Here is a 13713-nt window from a genome sequence, read left to right as displayed (position 1 = left end):
AAAAAACGATCAATTTTTAGCGGTGGAAGGCAGGTTGTTGATACACCGAGGCTTCACCGGCCACGCCTGCCGGCCTCATGAGAAATCCGGGCTAGAACTTGATGAAAGTTGGCGCATCGGCGAGCTTGAAGCGATAAGAAATGATGGGGCCGCGCTTGATTCCTCCCCAGAACGTGATCGCATGCGAGGTCTGATCCGGCACCACCAATGTGCGCGTAAGAAGGGTGAGTTCCTTAGCTTGGTCGAGCAGCCACACTGGCTCATAAATCGGTTCTGGGCGATCGGCACCGATGAATAGCAGATATACCCGCTGAAGCTCGGTGCTGTATGCAACCCCAACATTCTGTTCGTCCATGAAATTCGAATAACAAATCAACTCATATCGATCACTGTCCGCGCCGACACCATCGATGAGGGCGTGACGATACTCGGCCAACATCCTTTCTGCTTCTGCATATGCGTCAGCAATGGGGGTTTTCCCCTTTCCACTACTGGATCGCGACGGGTCGCCGATAGTGAATGCACCTGTAGGCGTATCAGTCATTTGTCATATCCTGAATTTTCGCGGGCGCGGATATCACGCCTCTTTTACGGCCCAAGCCCCACACTTGGTAGGGCTTGGGATTCAACTGACAGGCTTTACCAATCAGGATGCTTTAGCGAGGTGAGGAACCTGGGCCACTGGTGTGAGGAGTTCGACCAGCGCGGACTGCTGCTTCACGTCGAGTTTCCTGAAACGGGAAATTAGGCGGAGTTCATCGGCGGACAGACCTTCGCCGTTCGCTGCAGGAAGGTTCTTATTCCCGTCCTGAGATTCGACCTCAAGGCTCGCTTCGAGCCGGGCAAGGATTTCTGAGTTCATGCTGCGGAAGTTCCCCCGGGCAACGTCCGCAATTTTGTTGCGCATTCCGTCCGGGAAGCGAACCACGAATTTGTCTGCGATTCGTGAGGCATAGAGTGGGAATTGACTGTTGCTCACTTTCTTTCCTTCATTCTGTCCACGTTCATGCGACTGAGGACCTCTCAGGGCAGTCCATGGGGTTGGTAGTCTATCGGCCCGCTGGCGTTATTCGAGCCAAACCGAGGCCCGGGTTTTCAGGCTGTACTTCTGAAGCGCCTGGTCGTCGTCGGCCGGCGCTAGTCTGGGATCGGGTTGGTTTCGTTCTCTTCGCGGATAGCGCGGCACAGGTTCAACAGCGCTTCACGGACTTTCGGGGAGCGGCCGCCGCCGGAGAAGGGCACACAGAACTCCACGTCCGCCATTTCACCCTCGTCGCTGATCACTGCTACGCAAACATCAGAGTCGCCGTCCAGGATCAACCGCAAGCGTCCTTTGCCCATATCCTCCCTGCGTTCGAAGAATTCACCCAGGGGAAGCGGCAGCCCTTGATCATCGGTCTGCTGCTTGAGCAGTGCGCGGGCAGCCTCAATGACCTGACCGCCGAAGAGTGTGTCGCCGAAGCGGCCTCCGTCCTCGGTCAGCGTTTCTGCGGCTTCTTCGATTGCCAGGCTGGTGATCAGGACCATGGTTTCATCCTCGTAGTTCGGGTTTAAAGAAACAGCGCCAGCTGCCCGATTAGGGCATTACGCTTGTCTTCTTCCTTTTTCCGGAACTTTGCTTGCAGGGTTTCGACCAGTGCATGCGGGTCATTGATGATCGGCATCAGACCGTGGAACCACGCCTGGTTGCCCACGCGCATCATCCGATCCCACTCTCCCAGGCTGCCTTTGTAGAGGGTTACAGTTCCGAGACCGACCAGGTAATGGACAACGCCAGAGGGGTTATCCAGCACCGAGATTCGGTTCAGGGCATAGTCGAGGTCGAACTCCCAGAACAATGCCGCACCTTCCTCGTCGATCTCGAACTCGTCACCTACGTTCGCGTTCTGAACGATCTTGCCGTTCGGAAGAACGGTGGTGTCTTCCCAATCCACGGCAGCAGCTTCCACGTTGCGGAATCCGCGCCACGCGGCGAAATATTCCTCATCCGCGAAGGGAACCTCTGCACGGAAGGAAACGTCCTTCTCGGTGTACTTCGGAATCGAGGCAAGATCGGGAATGTCGTAACGCTTGCCTTGCTCGTAGATCTCTTTCCAGGTGCGCAGGGCCATGAAGCTGCGTTGGTACTGGTACCGGCCCCAGAGGCAGTCCAGAGCGATTAGCTGGCGGTGGTCGAGCAGGTGGAAGCGCGGAGCAATACCCAGCTTGCGTGCAGCGATCTGCTCCCGGACTTGGATCGTCAGAATCAGGCGAAGCAGCTCCAGGGTAAATTCCGGGGCGTAGGCGTTGGGAACGATCTTGATGGTCCCGGTTTCTTCGTTGATGGTGCGCGCCAGCCAGCAGCGCGCAGACGGATCGAAGTGTCGCGCCAGCATGTAGTTCCGCAGGTCGAGCAGGGGCTTCATCCAAGCGTGCTTTCCGCCCTCAGCCGAAATCATGTTTTCGGCGCTGGTGTCCTTCGAGATACGTCCGCAGGCCCAGCAACCTGTCCTGGCGGAGCAGGGTGGGCGGTTCTGCTCCCGGCCCGAGATGTACTGGTTGACCATGCAGTCCCCGCCGTTGGCGTCCCGGTAGATATCAACCAACTCTTCGAAGTCGGAGTAGGCCTCAATCTTCTCGGAGCGGACGTGCCCGATGTAGGTGAAGATGTCGAACGCATCCCATTCGGCGATCGGGCTCAACACGAGTTGACCATCTTCCATCGCATCGACAGCTTCCGTAGAACTCTCACCTCGAGCCTTCATCCGTGCAGCGCGCTGCGCGCTTTCCTCAAAGCGTGTGCCGATCAGGCTTACCAGATTTGCGTCTTTCGCTTTGACTCCATCCTTTTCGGCTATCCAGGCACGCACTTGGCGCTTGATTCGGTCCAATGCTGACTTCTTCATCATCTGTTGGCACTTGGTGTTGTTGCCCACCGACATGATCGTGCGGCCGGACAGCAGGCCAACGAGATAGTCGTTGGACAGATTTGGGGAGGCCACCCAAACACGTGTCTCGATACCGGCAGTTTTGGCATAAGCCTTGATCGCCCTGATCTGGCCTTTGTTGTAGATCTCGATCACTGGATTTTCCAAGCCAGTGTTCGAATGGATTACGTGCAGTGCCGGAACACTGTGGCCTTCAGCGATCAGATCGCGCAGGGCGGTAAACGCCAAATTCAGTGTCACGCTGCTGTCCTTGCCTCCCGACCAGGCCACCACTAGGCGACGACCTTCACGCACCTGCTGCTTGATGGCCTCAACCGCGGCTTTCACCTTCTCGTCGAAGGTCAGGTCCACCACCTGCAGAAGAACCGGGGCAGGTTCTGCGGCGTCGAATAGGCCGGCTTGAATCGACTGGGTCAGTTTGGTTTGCGCGGAGGTCATGGTGCTGGGCTCACTGCGATGAATATCGGAATGAGCCCAGTTTCAGGGGCACTTGGCTGTGCCAGAACCGGGATATAGGAAAAGTTTCGAGTTGCTGCTCAGGGGAGGTATCGGAGCCGCTGGACGCAGCGCAGGGGCAAAGTTCAGTGCCAATAGCTGGAGTTGAACCAGGGTTAGGGGGCAGGCGCCCCCTCAGTTATCGGACGGGAAGATCAGGAGCCGAGATTGCGTTTCAGCCCGGCTGGACCAGCACTAGCGGGACTCGCACTACGGGGCCCATCTCTTTGGCGACGATAGCGCGGCAGGCGGCCACCTTGATGCCCTTGTGGGTTTCAAAGCTGGTGCTCGAGTCGAAGCAATGAGCGCTCCCCCAAAATTCACCTTGGCGGCTCGGGTCTCCCGATTCGTGGTTGCCCAGGACGATGGCGCGCTTCTCGATCAACGTGCCAAGTTGGCTCCAGTTGCTCGAGGGGCTGTATTTGTCGCCGATCTTGGCCATCATGCCGCCAGGCGCTTTATCCCAGATCCAGTAGCCTCCATTCGCTGTATTTCCGAAAGCCATCGGGTCGTACTGTATCGGCAGGCCTTCAATCGTTGCGATAGCCCAGTCCAGTGCAGCGCCGATCAGCTCCTCAGTTTGTACTTCAACCATGTTCATCGTTGTGGTCCTTCTTCCTGAGACGCGCTCTTGGGGTGTTGGTTATGCGATGACGCGATTCAAGAGGATCGCCGGGGCGGTGAGCTGGGGAGTTTGCTTGGCGGCTGTGATAGCCAGGATGCCCTTGCTGCAGCTGATCTGCAGAACGGCACCCTGATCGTCACGCGCCAGGATGGACACGCCCATCGACATTGCGACGTCGAAGCGCATGGCTCCAGATGCCACGGTGTAGCCGAGGGCGGTGAGTTGCTGGAGTGGGGATTGCTGCTGGCTCATGGCTCATTACTCGCTTGTTCGTTGATGTAGCCATGTTCGAGCGGCTCAGCCTGTGCCACCACCAGGGGCTGAATTTTCTTTCAGGCCCCTTACTCAGTCGATGAACCGACGGAACTGAGAGCTTTCCGGGTGCTTTGTCATCGGCTGAAGACGATCCGCTTCTGTGGGTTCCTGCAGCTCTCCGTCCCTCAGTACGCAAGTCATGAGACCATCGACCGCATCGCGCAGTACGTCGTTGAGATTTCGCAGGTGCAGTGCTTCTTCCTCATCACCATGAAAGGCCGCTTGTTCGCAAAGGCCTACGAGAAGTATGGAATTCGCGATGAGGGACAGGGCCTCCAGGGACATCTCCAGATTGCGCTGGCAAGCCTGCGATGCGACCACCACACGGTCTGCTTGCGGCAGAACCATGGCAACTGCACCGTTGTTGTACTCGCGGAGCTCCCAGAGACCGCCAGAAAACTTGCCCTCCATCAGCGAATTCATGACCGAATACAGGTTGTTTGCGAAGTTCGAGCTTTGGCGACCGATCTTCAGTTCCAAATGCTGTACAGCATGTTCATTGGGGATTACGCGGTAGGACACGTGGAAGACTCCAGGACGATGAGCCCCGGTCAGCCCGGGGCGAAGGGGTTAGATGGTGCTCGCGACCGGGGTGGCGACCAGTTGGGAGGTGATGATGTAGTGCTGACGATGATCTTCAGCAGTGGGGTCCGGGCAAGAGCCCGCCTCTTCGTAGAGGTTGCGGATTGCCACTTCCTGGGCGGTTCCCTCATCCGCACAGCGCACGTGATAGACAGAGTCATCGTCATCATCTGCGAGCCTGCAGGTCACGGCATACAGGCTGCCATTCGGGTCCACCTCATGAACGACACTGCGCAGAGGGACGAGTACCGAACTGGAGGGCTGAATCGAATAATTGAGGGCAGTTGCCAGACGCTCGATGTGCTCTTGGCAGCCGCTTGAAAGTACCTCGATCGGAGAGTCCGGGTTGTCGGTGTTTACGCAGAGCTCCCAGGCAACCCCAAGCCAGGTGCTGACGCTTCTGGCAGCGCGATAGAAATTCTGGTGCTCACCTGGAAGGAGGTTGACCTCCTCCTGGTCATAGATGAGGACATGCTCGTCGTCATACAGCAGTGCAAGCCCAGGCGCCAGGCCCACGTCGTGCTGAATGCTGCTCAGCAGATCTTGGTCCTGGGCAGGATGGATCGACCTGAACAGGATCGGGGTGGCTGGATCATCAGTGTTCTCCAGCTGGCCAACCTGGCGGGTGAATGCGTTCGTAATCTTCATAGGTGGACACCTGTGGCCGTTGTGTTGATGAGGTCATTACACGGTGGTCAGGGGTGTGCCAGAAGCGGTTCGTGAATTGGAGACGGGTACTTTGGTTGGTGCCAGCTATGCAGGCGGAATAGCCTCATGGATGCAAGGTCGTCGCGCCTTGCCAATCCCTAATAGGAGGCCTGAATGGCAAAGCCGGAAATCGACTGGTTGGTTTATGTGAATGGCGTGGAGGTAGGGCAGGTCCCCCACGAGGAAATGGAGCGGATCACCGCGACGGTGAAGCGCGACTGGGTGGTGTATGTCTCCCAGGGTGTGGAAGTCCTTAAAACGGCGCTTCGGATGCTGAAACTCGCAGTGATGTGTGCCCCAGCGGTTGCGTTGCTTCTACTGGTGTTCGACGCTCTTAGCTCGCCAGTTGAATTCGATCGTGACTTCCAGCTGCGGTCTCCGCACGAGCTGGTTCTGGCATATGCTGCGTTCGGGTACCTGATCGCCGGCGGCACCACGCTGGTCATGCTGGCTATGGGGTGCCGGTTTGGCTTCCAAAACCAGTTTACGGCCCGCGTCGTGCGCTCTACCAGGAGATTCCTAGCGGTACCAGCGGACGGTGAGGTGCAAATAGAAGGGATTCACCGCCATCCACAACCGCCAGTGATGAGTTGGTGGCAGATTCTCCGTGCAGCACTCAAACCGCTGTGCAAGAAAGGGGAGGTGCAACCACCGGCGCAAGGATGATCAAGGCAAAGACACGAAGGCCGGCTTTGCCGGCCTTTTTGATGGGTCTATCTGAGTCGCACCAGGAAGCCTGCGAGGGCGTTATCGATGCAGCTCCTGGCATCTAAGCCGACAGCCATGAACATGCCGGAGAGCCCATCAGGTGCCGCTGCAGCCTCCAGTCGAACACGAAGGAAACCGTCAGAGAACTCAGGTCGGTACTTCAGAACCCAATCCAGACGTTCAGTCTCTGACCGTTCGACGCCCAGCGAATGATCAGAACAGCATTTCACCGCGCTCACCTTTTCTTCGGGCTTTCTCTCGAGCCTCTTTCAGCAATTCGTCGGGCCACGGAACCATGCCCGTGACGTTGCATTCTTCTATGGGGGCGATTGCGCCGGCGATACCGGTCAAGGTCACATGCGTTGCCTGCTCGCGAAGGCAGTAACGCATCTTGCCGCCCTGGAAGTCCCTGCAAGAGTCGAAGAGGATCTCGCCAAGGAAGTCGTCACCGAAATGAGGTTTCGATTCCACGCGGCACATGTAGCCGGTTACCCGGTACCGACCTGGTTCCTTGCCGAAACTGTCGGTGCCGTAATTGACAAGAGCCCCTACTTCAGGGGCCAGGATTTCTGCGGGGATAAGGTTCGACATGACAGTAGCTCTGTGGTGAATTTGAGCCATGCTCACCCACTCTGCGTAGTGCCACTATCCCCGCCGGCGAGCCCATTCATTAGTCGCTCAAGCGCCTCACGGGTGGCGTCTTCAGCTTGCTCCAGAGCATCCTTGTGGCCCTGCTGATATGCGGTGCGAAGATTCTTTGCACTGAACTCCGGGTCACACCTTAGCTCACGAATGGCTCTACAGAGTTGCTCCCCAAAGCTTTGGACATGGTCCAAGGTCACGGCGGGGAGTGCTGGCGTCTGACGGTGATTCTCGCTTTCCATGGCTTGCCTCTCGGGAGCACGGTAGGAAACGGACGTTTATAGGGCCAGGTGCCCTAGCCTCTATTTCATTCCCTGATTTGCGCCATGAAAAGCGAAAATGGGGGGCGGAATTCCTAGACTGGGCCGATGTCCCTCGCATTCTCGTTGAAAGCCCATAGCAATCGCTCGCCGGCTGCGTCACCGAGCCCCCGCCGTAACCTGGTACCAACAGCTTCATTCCCAACGAATAGCCGATGCTGCAATCACCGGCTGTGGAAGTCACGCAGCTTGGGTCGGCTGGGGTTGGGAAGGGGTTGGTACAGGTTTGAGGTTCTGGCCCTTTTTCGGCGTCCGCGCGCGGATGATGTTCGACATTCCGTCGGCCATGTCGATCAGGTAGGTCGTCGAAAAAACACTCACGATCATCCCAACCAAGCCCAGGTGGCGAGCAACAGCGGAGGGAGCCTGGTACCCGAGGAACCCCAGCGCGATCGCAGTTGCGGCCAGTGCAACGGCATACCTGTCGATTTTGGTACGACGTGCGATCAGTTCATCCAGACTCCTAGTGCATGTTTGGGAGCGGGTACGGCCAACAGTATCCATACGGTGGTTCATTTCCTGGTTTGGGGATTGGGGAAATAGTGCCGAACATCTTCCATCGGCGACACGTGCATCACGGACATGTATCCGAACCAAAAGTCATTGAGGTTCAGATTGATCGCCGTCGAGTCGACAGGGGCGATGCGGGTATCGCACATGGCATTGGTGCCCGAAATGGAGAAGTGAAGCCTGCACGCCATGGGCCTGGAGTTGTAGATAGAGCAGGCATTCTGCTTCAGGAAGGGACAGGGTTGTCGGAAGTAACGGTTGGCAAGCTCACCTTCCGGCTCCCCGGAGGCAGACCGGGTGCGCTTCCTGCCAGTCGCCTCGGCGATGATGTCGGCCTCAACTTCATGGATGGCCACCGCGATATGGCAGCAGTGGCTGCAGGTCTTCTGGCAGGCCGAGTGAGGGACGATGGCCTCTGCAATCCGATCGCCAAGCTTCCGAAGGCGCATGTATTTCGCCTTGAGGCTACCCTTCTGGTCACCGATTTCGGCCGCCATCTCGCCTGCATTTACTATCCAAGGGGCGTCCCGCGCGATGCGGAAGGCATTTTCCTGGGCAGCCGCCTCCAGTGCCTCTCGCTTCGGCAAGCTGGTAATGTCGATGGTTGAGATCAGTTCATACATAGGTTCGGATCAGGGAGTTAGATGGCCGACATCATAACGGCAAAGCCCCGCAATCCGAGAGGCCTGATCAGCTTTCCGCTCGGTACTGCGACGGTGAGAGCCCTGTCAGCGCGGTGAATTTGGAGTCGATGCTCACGAGTTGGCGACGCCAGTTCGTCAGGGATAGCTCCAGCGCTTGAATTCCGGGAGTGCGCTCTAGGGCTCTTTGGTCGAGGTCGATGTAAGCGAGGATGAGTTCTCTGGCGCGAAGAAGTTTTTCGATTTGAACAGGGTCTTGCATGTAGGTGGTGCGTTCCTTCGTGGGTAAACTCCATTTGATGGAGATGATTGAGGAATGGAACGGGCCAACAGTTCATTCCGTACTTTAGGCCCGGGCCATTGAGTCGGATGCTCGTCAGGATTGTTGAACGTGGTGCCGTGCGAGATCCCGCTGCGTCCGTACCTGATCGAGCAACTCCGGGCAAACCAAACGCCAGATCGGTGCAACGGCATGACCTGCTGAACAGACGAGCCCGGTGTCCTCGAATCGGCTGGTGGCCAGGAGCTGCTGGGCCAGGTCTTCGTCGACATCCCAGTTGACGCAGAACTCATCCGTCTTCAACAGGGCATCCGGCACATTCACAGAGATAGTGCAGTAGGGAAGACTTTCCTCATCCCACACCTGCAGTGCGATGCCGAAATTCTTGTAGAGGTGTGCGGTGAAGGTGAACGTTTCCATTACCCGAACACCTCTTCAGGTTTCCCGTGGATGATGGGAAGGGCGCTGCCTTCCATCCTGACGGCGGACATTGCCTCGTCCTCATAGCCCCAGATATTGGACTTGTCGGACTGTCGCTGGAAACCGAGCCAGAAAAGTGGGATCTGACGGCCGTTACGAATGTAGTCACGCATCGCTTCAACCAGATTCCGCATAGTTCCGCCGTGAGTGAAGCCGTGCCATTCATTGCCGAATGTTGCTGGGTGGGTATACACCCGTGCCTTGGAATAGTGATCGTGAAACCACACCCTGCCGCGGTGATCAAGTTCCAGCCGGGCAGTGGTGTTGGTCCGATCATCGAAGAAAAATCGCCGGCCATGCCTGGCGATGATTTGAATTAGCTGATTGGCGTGCACCAGACGTTCTTGCTTGCTCATCTGTTTTCCTCCATGGGATAGAGCCACTGGAGCCGTCATCCTCAGGCATATCTGGAGGTGCCAACAGCATCCAGTAAGAGCGAGGCTATACCTGCCATCAAGAGGTTCAAGTCAAGTGGCGGGGTTCAAGTTCACTTAAGGGAGTGGGGCCGGTACCGCCCCACCTAAATAACGGGGTTTGAGAATTTAGGTGTGACTGTTGCTATTCAGCAGAAGGCATCACAGCATGTCGCGGTGTTCTGCCTTAAGGCGATCCAGGTCGGCGTACATGTGATCGAATGCCCTCAACTCATGCTTCCAGAAGCCAAGCTCATCGCGATCGGGTTGATTGCTTTCAGGTTCCAACTCAATCAGGCGCTCGAACGCTGCACGCCAGCTTTGTCGGTGACTGAGCAGATTGTCGGGGATCAGCAGGACACCGTTCTTAACTTGGGTCGCAAGGTAGAGAGAATGCCGCCCCTCGGGCAGCACTTGGCGACCATAGTCCGTCAGGTGGCAGAAAGAGGCCACTGGGCCGCGGCCGCACTTTGCAACCGGTTCAACGCCTTGAACTGCGTCCGTTGCGATCTCGGCCAGCTGGTGTTGGAGCTGACTGAGCGAGCTGCGGAGCTCATCGATGGTCATTTCCATGCCGCCACACTGCAAGCGTAGATCTTGGTTCTCCTGCTCCAACCCCACCCGTACAGCGTCTTCAGGGAGGCAGTACATGGTACGAACTTCCAGACCCTCTGCGCGCGCTTTCTCAGCGTCTTCAGTAGTGCAATCTTCCCAAAGCGGGTTGTGCCTTTCTCGACACTGGTGAATTGGCGTAGTGGTCGGGGAGCCTAGTAGCGCCAGCAGTTCGGCTTCCCGGCGTTGCCAGGCCGCCCGATCGCTGTCGTAGGTGAAGTCAGCCTGGGCGACCTTGAGTTCCAATGCGCGAACGAGTTGTGCCGCATGTTCATAGCGGATGAAAGCGCCTTCACCAGACAAGCGAGCAGTTTCACTTTGCTCGCAAAACTGGTCGAAGCGTGGGAGTGTGGCCAGATCGTAGGAGGCGTCTTCAGCAACCAGATCCTGGGGGCGCTTTGCGAAAATCATCAGGTGCTCTAGGGCACGATTGAACTCGTGGTCGACGTCAGCTTCCTCGCACTGAGTGGCGGAGTTGAACCATTCCTGGAGCATTTCCTGCATTTCTGCTCGGACCCGAGCAGACCAGGCGCGGGAGTCAGCACCAAGCCGGTTGGGAGTGGTCTGGGAGGGAATGTAGGTGTTCACGCCTTGGTCTCCATGGCCTTATCGATGTCTTCCTGGGTAAGAACATGCTCCTGGACGTTCTCGACAAGGCCGAAGTCGGGACGGCAATGCAGGCGCGCCCAAGCTTTGATCGGTTCAAGCAGTGCCTTCAGCTCGGCTTTCGCTTCATCAGAAGGCTCCGGGTAGTCCTCCACCCATTCGCCGCAGTCACTTCCCTCGGCCTCTTCTTGCATGTGAATGAGGACGTCATCAACCTCGGGGACGTATCCTGCAGGATCGGGGTACTGCATTTCGCCGCGGAAGACGGTGGAACCCACCATCAGGTGGTCGTTTCGCAAGAGGACTTCGGCCAGGCATTCGTTGCGCCAGTCCTCTCCATTGATGCTCCAGATAACTTTCCCATCGCGGGGATCGCAGTAGGACTGGGTGGTTGCCATGAGGGCTTGTTCGGTCATATCCGTTCAACTCCGCAAATTCAACAAGGTCTAGCGAGTAAACCATCCGGGCTGCCGGGGATCACTCCAAGTCAGTGCGCTGAAAAATCACCCTGCAGATTGCAGGAACTGGATCTCGTCAGAGGCCAATTCGATGAGGCGATTTTGAAGGGCAGATGCACTGGCATTGCCCAGTTCGTCTTTGTTGAACAGCACTACGGCGTAGCCCTGTTCACGAAGCATGGAGATGGTCTGCCGGGAGGTATGAAGCACCTCGGCGACGCAGATGCTGATCGATTTGCTGTCGACGACGGCCGGAGTGTCCCCGGTAAGGCCACCATTGCCGATCATGGTGTTGATGGAATCGCTGATCTGGCGACCGAGTTCGCTCTCGGTGGCGCTCGGGCTACCTGGTTCGCCGTCGTTCACGCCCACTGTGCCATGGATGGTTGCTACGAAGCGCAGCTGGCGGATGCCTTTCTCGTCAGCCACCAGGCCCTTGGGGGGTTCTACCACCTTGCTGGCGCTGGGCTCGAGCAGGGAGTCATCAAGGAGCGACTGGATCTGGCCATTAACCCAGGACCAGTAGCCGCTGGTGGTGTCGTCTGTTGCGACGGCGTTGCGCCAGTCTTCACGGGTGAACGTCGGGTGTTGGCCGCCGCCGGCGGGACTGTATTTCTCCTCGAGCTGAACGGCGGACAGATGGATGTCTTGGTCGGTGCTGTTGCGCAGTTGCACGATGAAAACCTCATTAGTGGTTGATGAGGCATATCGTCAGCGGGTGAGAGATGTGGCAGAAGCGACGGAGGGTAAGATTTTCGTTACCCCTGTTTCGGATTGAAGCTGGCAGGTAAAGAAAAAATCGGCATACTCGCCAGAACTAAAGATTTTCTTGGCCGAGTGAAAAAAAACTTGGGAACCAGGGTGGAAATGTAAGGAATTCCAGAATGCAGGCAGCAGGATACGCACTTCTTCACGAGCGGCTGGCGCTCTCGGCGGTACCACTACGTCTTCCAGCCATTGTACAACCTGTGACTCGTCTTGAGCGCATCGGCCAAACCCTGGCGGTACCGCCAGCCATCGCGCCAGCCAAAGATGACCTACTGGGGAATGTACTGTTTGCCCTCAAGCATGAGGGCATCAATCTTTCGATTCTCGCGCAAACGCTCCCCCTGATTCCGGTTGAAGAGTTTGAGCGGGCGCTACAGGCCGCACCCAATGGGATCTATATCAGAAAGGCCAGTTTCTTGAGAGAAGCCTTCACTGGGGAGCAGCTAGCCCAGCATGCCCCAGTCCGCGGGCCCTTCGTCCCCTTGTTCGATCCGGAGCGCTACATCACAAGGCCTGGCAACCGGAACTCGAAGTGGCGAGTTGAATTCAATGGCCTTGGCGATCTCACCTACTGTGCCACCGTGGAGCGGACACCTGCCATAACCGAGCTGCTCGAGCACGATATTCTTGGCCGCGCTAAAGCTTTCATGGAGTCTCTCCCGCCGGGGATGATGGATCGCGCTATCAACTGGGCCTACCTAAGCGAGACGAAGGACAGCTTCGCGATCGAGCGTGAGGCGCCAACGGAAGACAAGTCACGGCGCTTTATCCAGCTGCTGCGCCAGGCCCATGAGCGCCAACCGCTGACTGAGGAATACCTGGTTGGGCTCCAAAACGCGACAGTCGCAAATCCTTACGATCTTGCCGCTGCCTTCCGGCATGAACAGAACCACCTCGCCGGCGCTCTTCAAGGGGCTGCAGGGGTGACGTATGTGCCGCCGCCACCTGAGCTCTGCAGGGAGCTGATGGAGAGCCTGATGGGGTTTGCCAACGAGGCTCCCATGCAGATCGATCCGCTTGTTGCTGCGGGAATCATCTCCTTCGGTTTCGTATTCCTTCATCCATTCATGGACGGCAATGGCCGGCTTTCTCGTTTTCTCATCCATCAAGCGCTTTGCCGCGCCGGTGCGCTGGAGAATGGCCTTCTGCTGCCTGTGTCCGTGGCCATGAAGCGAGAAGAGCGCATGTACCTGGAGGCGCTACAGACGTTCTCGCGCCCGGTACGAGACTTCTGGGATGTGCAGTGGATCGACTATGGCCATCTAGCCTTCCAGTTCCGCGGGCACCCGGCGGTCTACCGCTTCTGGGATGCTACGCCTTGCGTGACCTTCACTATGGTAATGGCCAGACATGCATTGGAAGTTGAGCTAAGGGAGGAAACTGCGTTCTTGGAGTGCTTTGACGCCGTCTATAGGGCCGTAGACGAGCGATTTGATGTTCGCGGTAGTGAGTTGGCGCAGCTGGTAATGATGTGCCTGACCAACCAGGGGATCGTTTCGAAAAACCGGCGAAAGCAGTTCCAGTACACGGTGCCTGAGGAGGTGTTCGAGTTCATCGAGCAGGTCGCCCAGCAGGTACTGGGCGACCAACGCAACGAGGGCAACGTTGGGGAAGGCGAGTAGG

The 13713-nt window shown here is 57.4% G+C and carries 19 protein-coding genes; 2 read left to right on the top strand and 17 right to left on the bottom strand.

The genetic code is table 11. The features are described 5' to 3' along the window. Positions 1-91: 91 nt before the first annotated feature. The 8 genes from HMPREF1224_RS0112825 to HMPREF1224_RS43225 form a co-directional block, all read right to left on the bottom strand. The gene (locus HMPREF1224_RS0112825; protein ID WP_031300252.1) at positions 92-544 is read right to left on the bottom strand and encodes a hypothetical protein; all 453 of its coding nucleotides are present in this window, start codon (positions 542-544) and stop codon (positions 92-94) included. A gap of 102 nt (positions 545-646) precedes the next feature. After that, positions 647-979 (bottom strand): Arc family DNA-binding protein, encoded by a 333-nt coding sequence (locus tag HMPREF1224_RS0112820; protein ID WP_021263779.1) that lies wholly within the window; start codon positions 977-979, stop codon positions 647-649. Positions 980-1137: 158 nt separating this feature from the next. Beyond that, positions 1138-1527, bottom strand: coding sequence for a hypothetical protein (locus tag HMPREF1224_RS43250; protein ID WP_010794398.1), 390 nt, complete (start codon positions 1525-1527; stop codon positions 1138-1140). Positions 1528-1550: 23 nt separating this feature from the next. After that, positions 1551-3365 (bottom strand): phosphoadenosine phosphosulfate reductase domain-containing protein, encoded by a 1815-nt coding sequence (locus HMPREF1224_RS43245; RefSeq protein WP_010794397.1) that lies wholly within the window; start codon positions 3363-3365, stop codon positions 1551-1553. Positions 3366-3597: 232 nt separating this feature from the next. Continuing rightward, complete coding sequence (locus HMPREF1224_RS43240; protein WP_010794396.1) at positions 3598-4023, bottom strand: phage protein NinX family protein; 426 nt, start codon at positions 4021-4023, stop codon at positions 3598-3600. A 42-nt stretch (positions 4024-4065) separates the two neighbouring features. After that, the gene (locus HMPREF1224_RS43235) at positions 4066-4299 is read right to left on the bottom strand and encodes a hypothetical protein (RefSeq protein WP_010794395.1); all 234 of its coding nucleotides are present in this window, start codon (positions 4297-4299) and stop codon (positions 4066-4068) included. A 93-nt stretch (positions 4300-4392) separates the two neighbouring features. Next, positions 4393-4884, bottom strand: a complete 492-nt coding sequence (locus HMPREF1224_RS43230) for a hypothetical protein (RefSeq protein ID WP_010794394.1) — start codon at positions 4882-4884, stop codon at positions 4393-4395. A gap of 48 nt (positions 4885-4932) precedes the next feature. Then, positions 4933-5592 carry a hypothetical protein gene (locus HMPREF1224_RS43225; RefSeq protein ID WP_010794393.1) on the bottom strand — a complete coding sequence of 220 codons (660 nt, stop codon included), beginning with the start codon at positions 5590-5592 and terminating at the stop codon, positions 4933-4935. Positions 5593-5766: 174 nt separating this feature from the next. Between HMPREF1224_RS43225 and HMPREF1224_RS43220 the strand changes: the two genes are divergently transcribed. Next, positions 5767-6318 carry a hypothetical protein gene (locus HMPREF1224_RS43220; RefSeq protein WP_010792797.1) on the top strand — a complete coding sequence of 184 codons (552 nt, stop codon included), beginning with the start codon at positions 5767-5769 and terminating at the stop codon, positions 6316-6318. A 255-nt stretch (positions 6319-6573) separates the two neighbouring features. Here the strand turns inward: HMPREF1224_RS43220 and HMPREF1224_RS43215 are convergent, their stop codons facing one another. The 9 genes from HMPREF1224_RS43215 to HMPREF1224_RS43180 form a co-directional block, all read right to left on the bottom strand. Then, a complete protein-coding gene (locus HMPREF1224_RS43215; RefSeq protein WP_010794392.1) occupies positions 6574-6951 on the bottom strand; it encodes a hypothetical protein in 378 nt (125 codons plus the stop codon). Between the two features lie 551 nt (positions 6952-7502). Then, positions 7503-7826, bottom strand: a complete 324-nt coding sequence (locus tag HMPREF1224_RS0112815; RefSeq protein ID WP_031628723.1) for a hypothetical protein — start codon at positions 7824-7826, stop codon at positions 7503-7505. A gap of 8 nt (positions 7827-7834) precedes the next feature. Then, positions 7835-8455: a YkgJ family cysteine cluster protein gene (locus HMPREF1224_RS43205; protein ID WP_010794390.1), complete on the bottom strand. Its 621-nt coding sequence runs from the start codon at positions 8453-8455 to the stop codon at positions 7835-7837. A gap of 67 nt (positions 8456-8522) precedes the next feature. Beyond that, the gene (locus tag HMPREF1224_RS0112810) at positions 8523-8735 is read right to left on the bottom strand and encodes a hypothetical protein (RefSeq protein ID WP_031628721.1); all 213 of its coding nucleotides are present in this window, start codon (positions 8733-8735) and stop codon (positions 8523-8525) included. 114 nt (positions 8736-8849) lie between these two features. Continuing rightward, positions 8850-9173, bottom strand: a complete 324-nt coding sequence (locus HMPREF1224_RS43200; protein WP_010794389.1) for a hypothetical protein — start codon at positions 9171-9173, stop codon at positions 8850-8852. Then, positions 9173-9589: a hypothetical protein gene (locus HMPREF1224_RS43195; protein ID WP_010794388.1), complete on the bottom strand. Its 417-nt coding sequence runs from the start codon at positions 9587-9589 to the stop codon at positions 9173-9175. The genes HMPREF1224_RS43200 and HMPREF1224_RS43195 overlap by 1 nt, the downstream gene beginning before the upstream one ends. A gap of 219 nt (positions 9590-9808) precedes the next feature. Further along, positions 9809-10846 (bottom strand): hypothetical protein, encoded by a 1038-nt coding sequence (locus HMPREF1224_RS43190; RefSeq protein WP_256220531.1) that lies wholly within the window; start codon positions 10844-10846, stop codon positions 9809-9811. Then, positions 10843-11280 (bottom strand): hypothetical protein, encoded by a 438-nt coding sequence (locus HMPREF1224_RS43185; protein WP_010794386.1) that lies wholly within the window; start codon positions 11278-11280, stop codon positions 10843-10845. The genes HMPREF1224_RS43190 and HMPREF1224_RS43185 overlap by 4 nt, the downstream gene beginning before the upstream one ends. 87 nt (positions 11281-11367) lie before the next feature. Further along, on the bottom strand, positions 11368-11997 hold the full coding sequence (locus HMPREF1224_RS43180; protein ID WP_010794385.1) for an RNA-binding protein: 630 nt from the start codon (positions 11995-11997) through the stop codon (positions 11368-11370). A gap of 209 nt (positions 11998-12206) precedes the next feature. Here HMPREF1224_RS43180 and HMPREF1224_RS43175 point away from each other — a divergent pair, with 209 nt between their 5' ends. Next, a complete protein-coding gene (locus HMPREF1224_RS43175) occupies positions 12207-13712 on the top strand; it encodes a Fic family protein (RefSeq protein ID WP_010794384.1) in 1506 nt (501 codons plus the stop codon). Position 13713: the final 1 nt, after the last annotated feature.

This window comes from Pseudomonas sp. P179, assembly GCF_000478485.2.
GTDB classification, from domain to species: domain Bacteria; phylum Pseudomonadota; class Gammaproteobacteria; order Pseudomonadales; family Pseudomonadaceae; genus Pseudomonas; species Pseudomonas aeruginosa.
The sequence above is the reverse complement of the archived record's forward strand: the minus strand, read 5'-3'. Positions and strand labels throughout refer to the sequence as shown.

Excerpts from the sequence above, each read along its gene's own strand:
- HMPREF1224_RS43245 (WP_010794397.1), bottom strand. The coding sequence starts at position 3,365 with ATGACCTCCGCGCAAACCAAACTGACCCAGTCGATTCAAGCCGGCCTA.
- HMPREF1224_RS0112825 (WP_031300252.1), bottom strand. The coding sequence starts at position 544 with ATGACTGATACGCCTACAGGTGCATTCACTATCGGCGACCCGTCGCGA.
- HMPREF1224_RS43205 (WP_010794390.1), bottom strand. The coding sequence starts at position 8,455 with ATGTATGAACTGATCTCAACCATCGACATTACCAGCTTGCCGAAGCGA.
- HMPREF1224_RS0112810 (WP_031628721.1), bottom strand. The coding sequence starts at position 8,735 with ATGCAAGACCCTGTTCAAATCGAAAAACTTCTTCGCGCCAGAGAACTC.
- HMPREF1224_RS43215 (WP_010794392.1), bottom strand. The coding sequence starts at position 6,951 with ATGTCGAACCTTATCCCCGCAGAAATCCTGGCCCCTGAAGTAGGGGCT.
- HMPREF1224_RS43195 (WP_010794388.1), bottom strand. The coding sequence starts at position 9,589 with ATGAGCAAGCAAGAACGTCTGGTGCACGCCAATCAGCTAATTCAAATC.
- HMPREF1224_RS43240 (WP_010794396.1), bottom strand. The coding sequence starts at position 4,023 with ATGAACATGGTTGAAGTACAAACTGAGGAGCTGATCGGCGCTGCACTG.
- HMPREF1224_RS43235 (WP_010794395.1), bottom strand. The coding sequence starts at position 4,299 with ATGAGCCAGCAGCAATCCCCACTCCAGCAACTCACCGCCCTCGGCTAC.
- HMPREF1224_RS0112815 (WP_031628723.1), bottom strand. The coding sequence starts at position 7,826 with ATGGATACTGTTGGCCGTACCCGCTCCCAAACATGCACTAGGAGTCTG.
- HMPREF1224_RS43175 (WP_010794384.1), top strand. The coding sequence starts at position 12,207 with ATGCAGGCAGCAGGATACGCACTTCTTCACGAGCGGCTGGCGCTCTCG.
- HMPREF1224_RS43185 (WP_010794386.1), bottom strand. The coding sequence starts at position 11,280 with ATGACCGAACAAGCCCTCATGGCAACCACCCAGTCCTACTGCGATCCC.
- HMPREF1224_RS43220 (WP_010792797.1), top strand. The coding sequence starts at position 5,767 with ATGGCAAAGCCGGAAATCGACTGGTTGGTTTATGTGAATGGCGTGGAG.
- HMPREF1224_RS43200 (WP_010794389.1), bottom strand. The coding sequence starts at position 9,173 with ATGGAAACGTTCACCTTCACCGCACACCTCTACAAGAATTTCGGCATC.
- HMPREF1224_RS43250 (WP_010794398.1), bottom strand. The coding sequence starts at position 1,527 with ATGGTCCTGATCACCAGCCTGGCAATCGAAGAAGCCGCAGAAACGCTG.
- HMPREF1224_RS43225 (WP_010794393.1), bottom strand. The coding sequence starts at position 5,592 with ATGAAGATTACGAACGCATTCACCCGCCAGGTTGGCCAGCTGGAGAAC.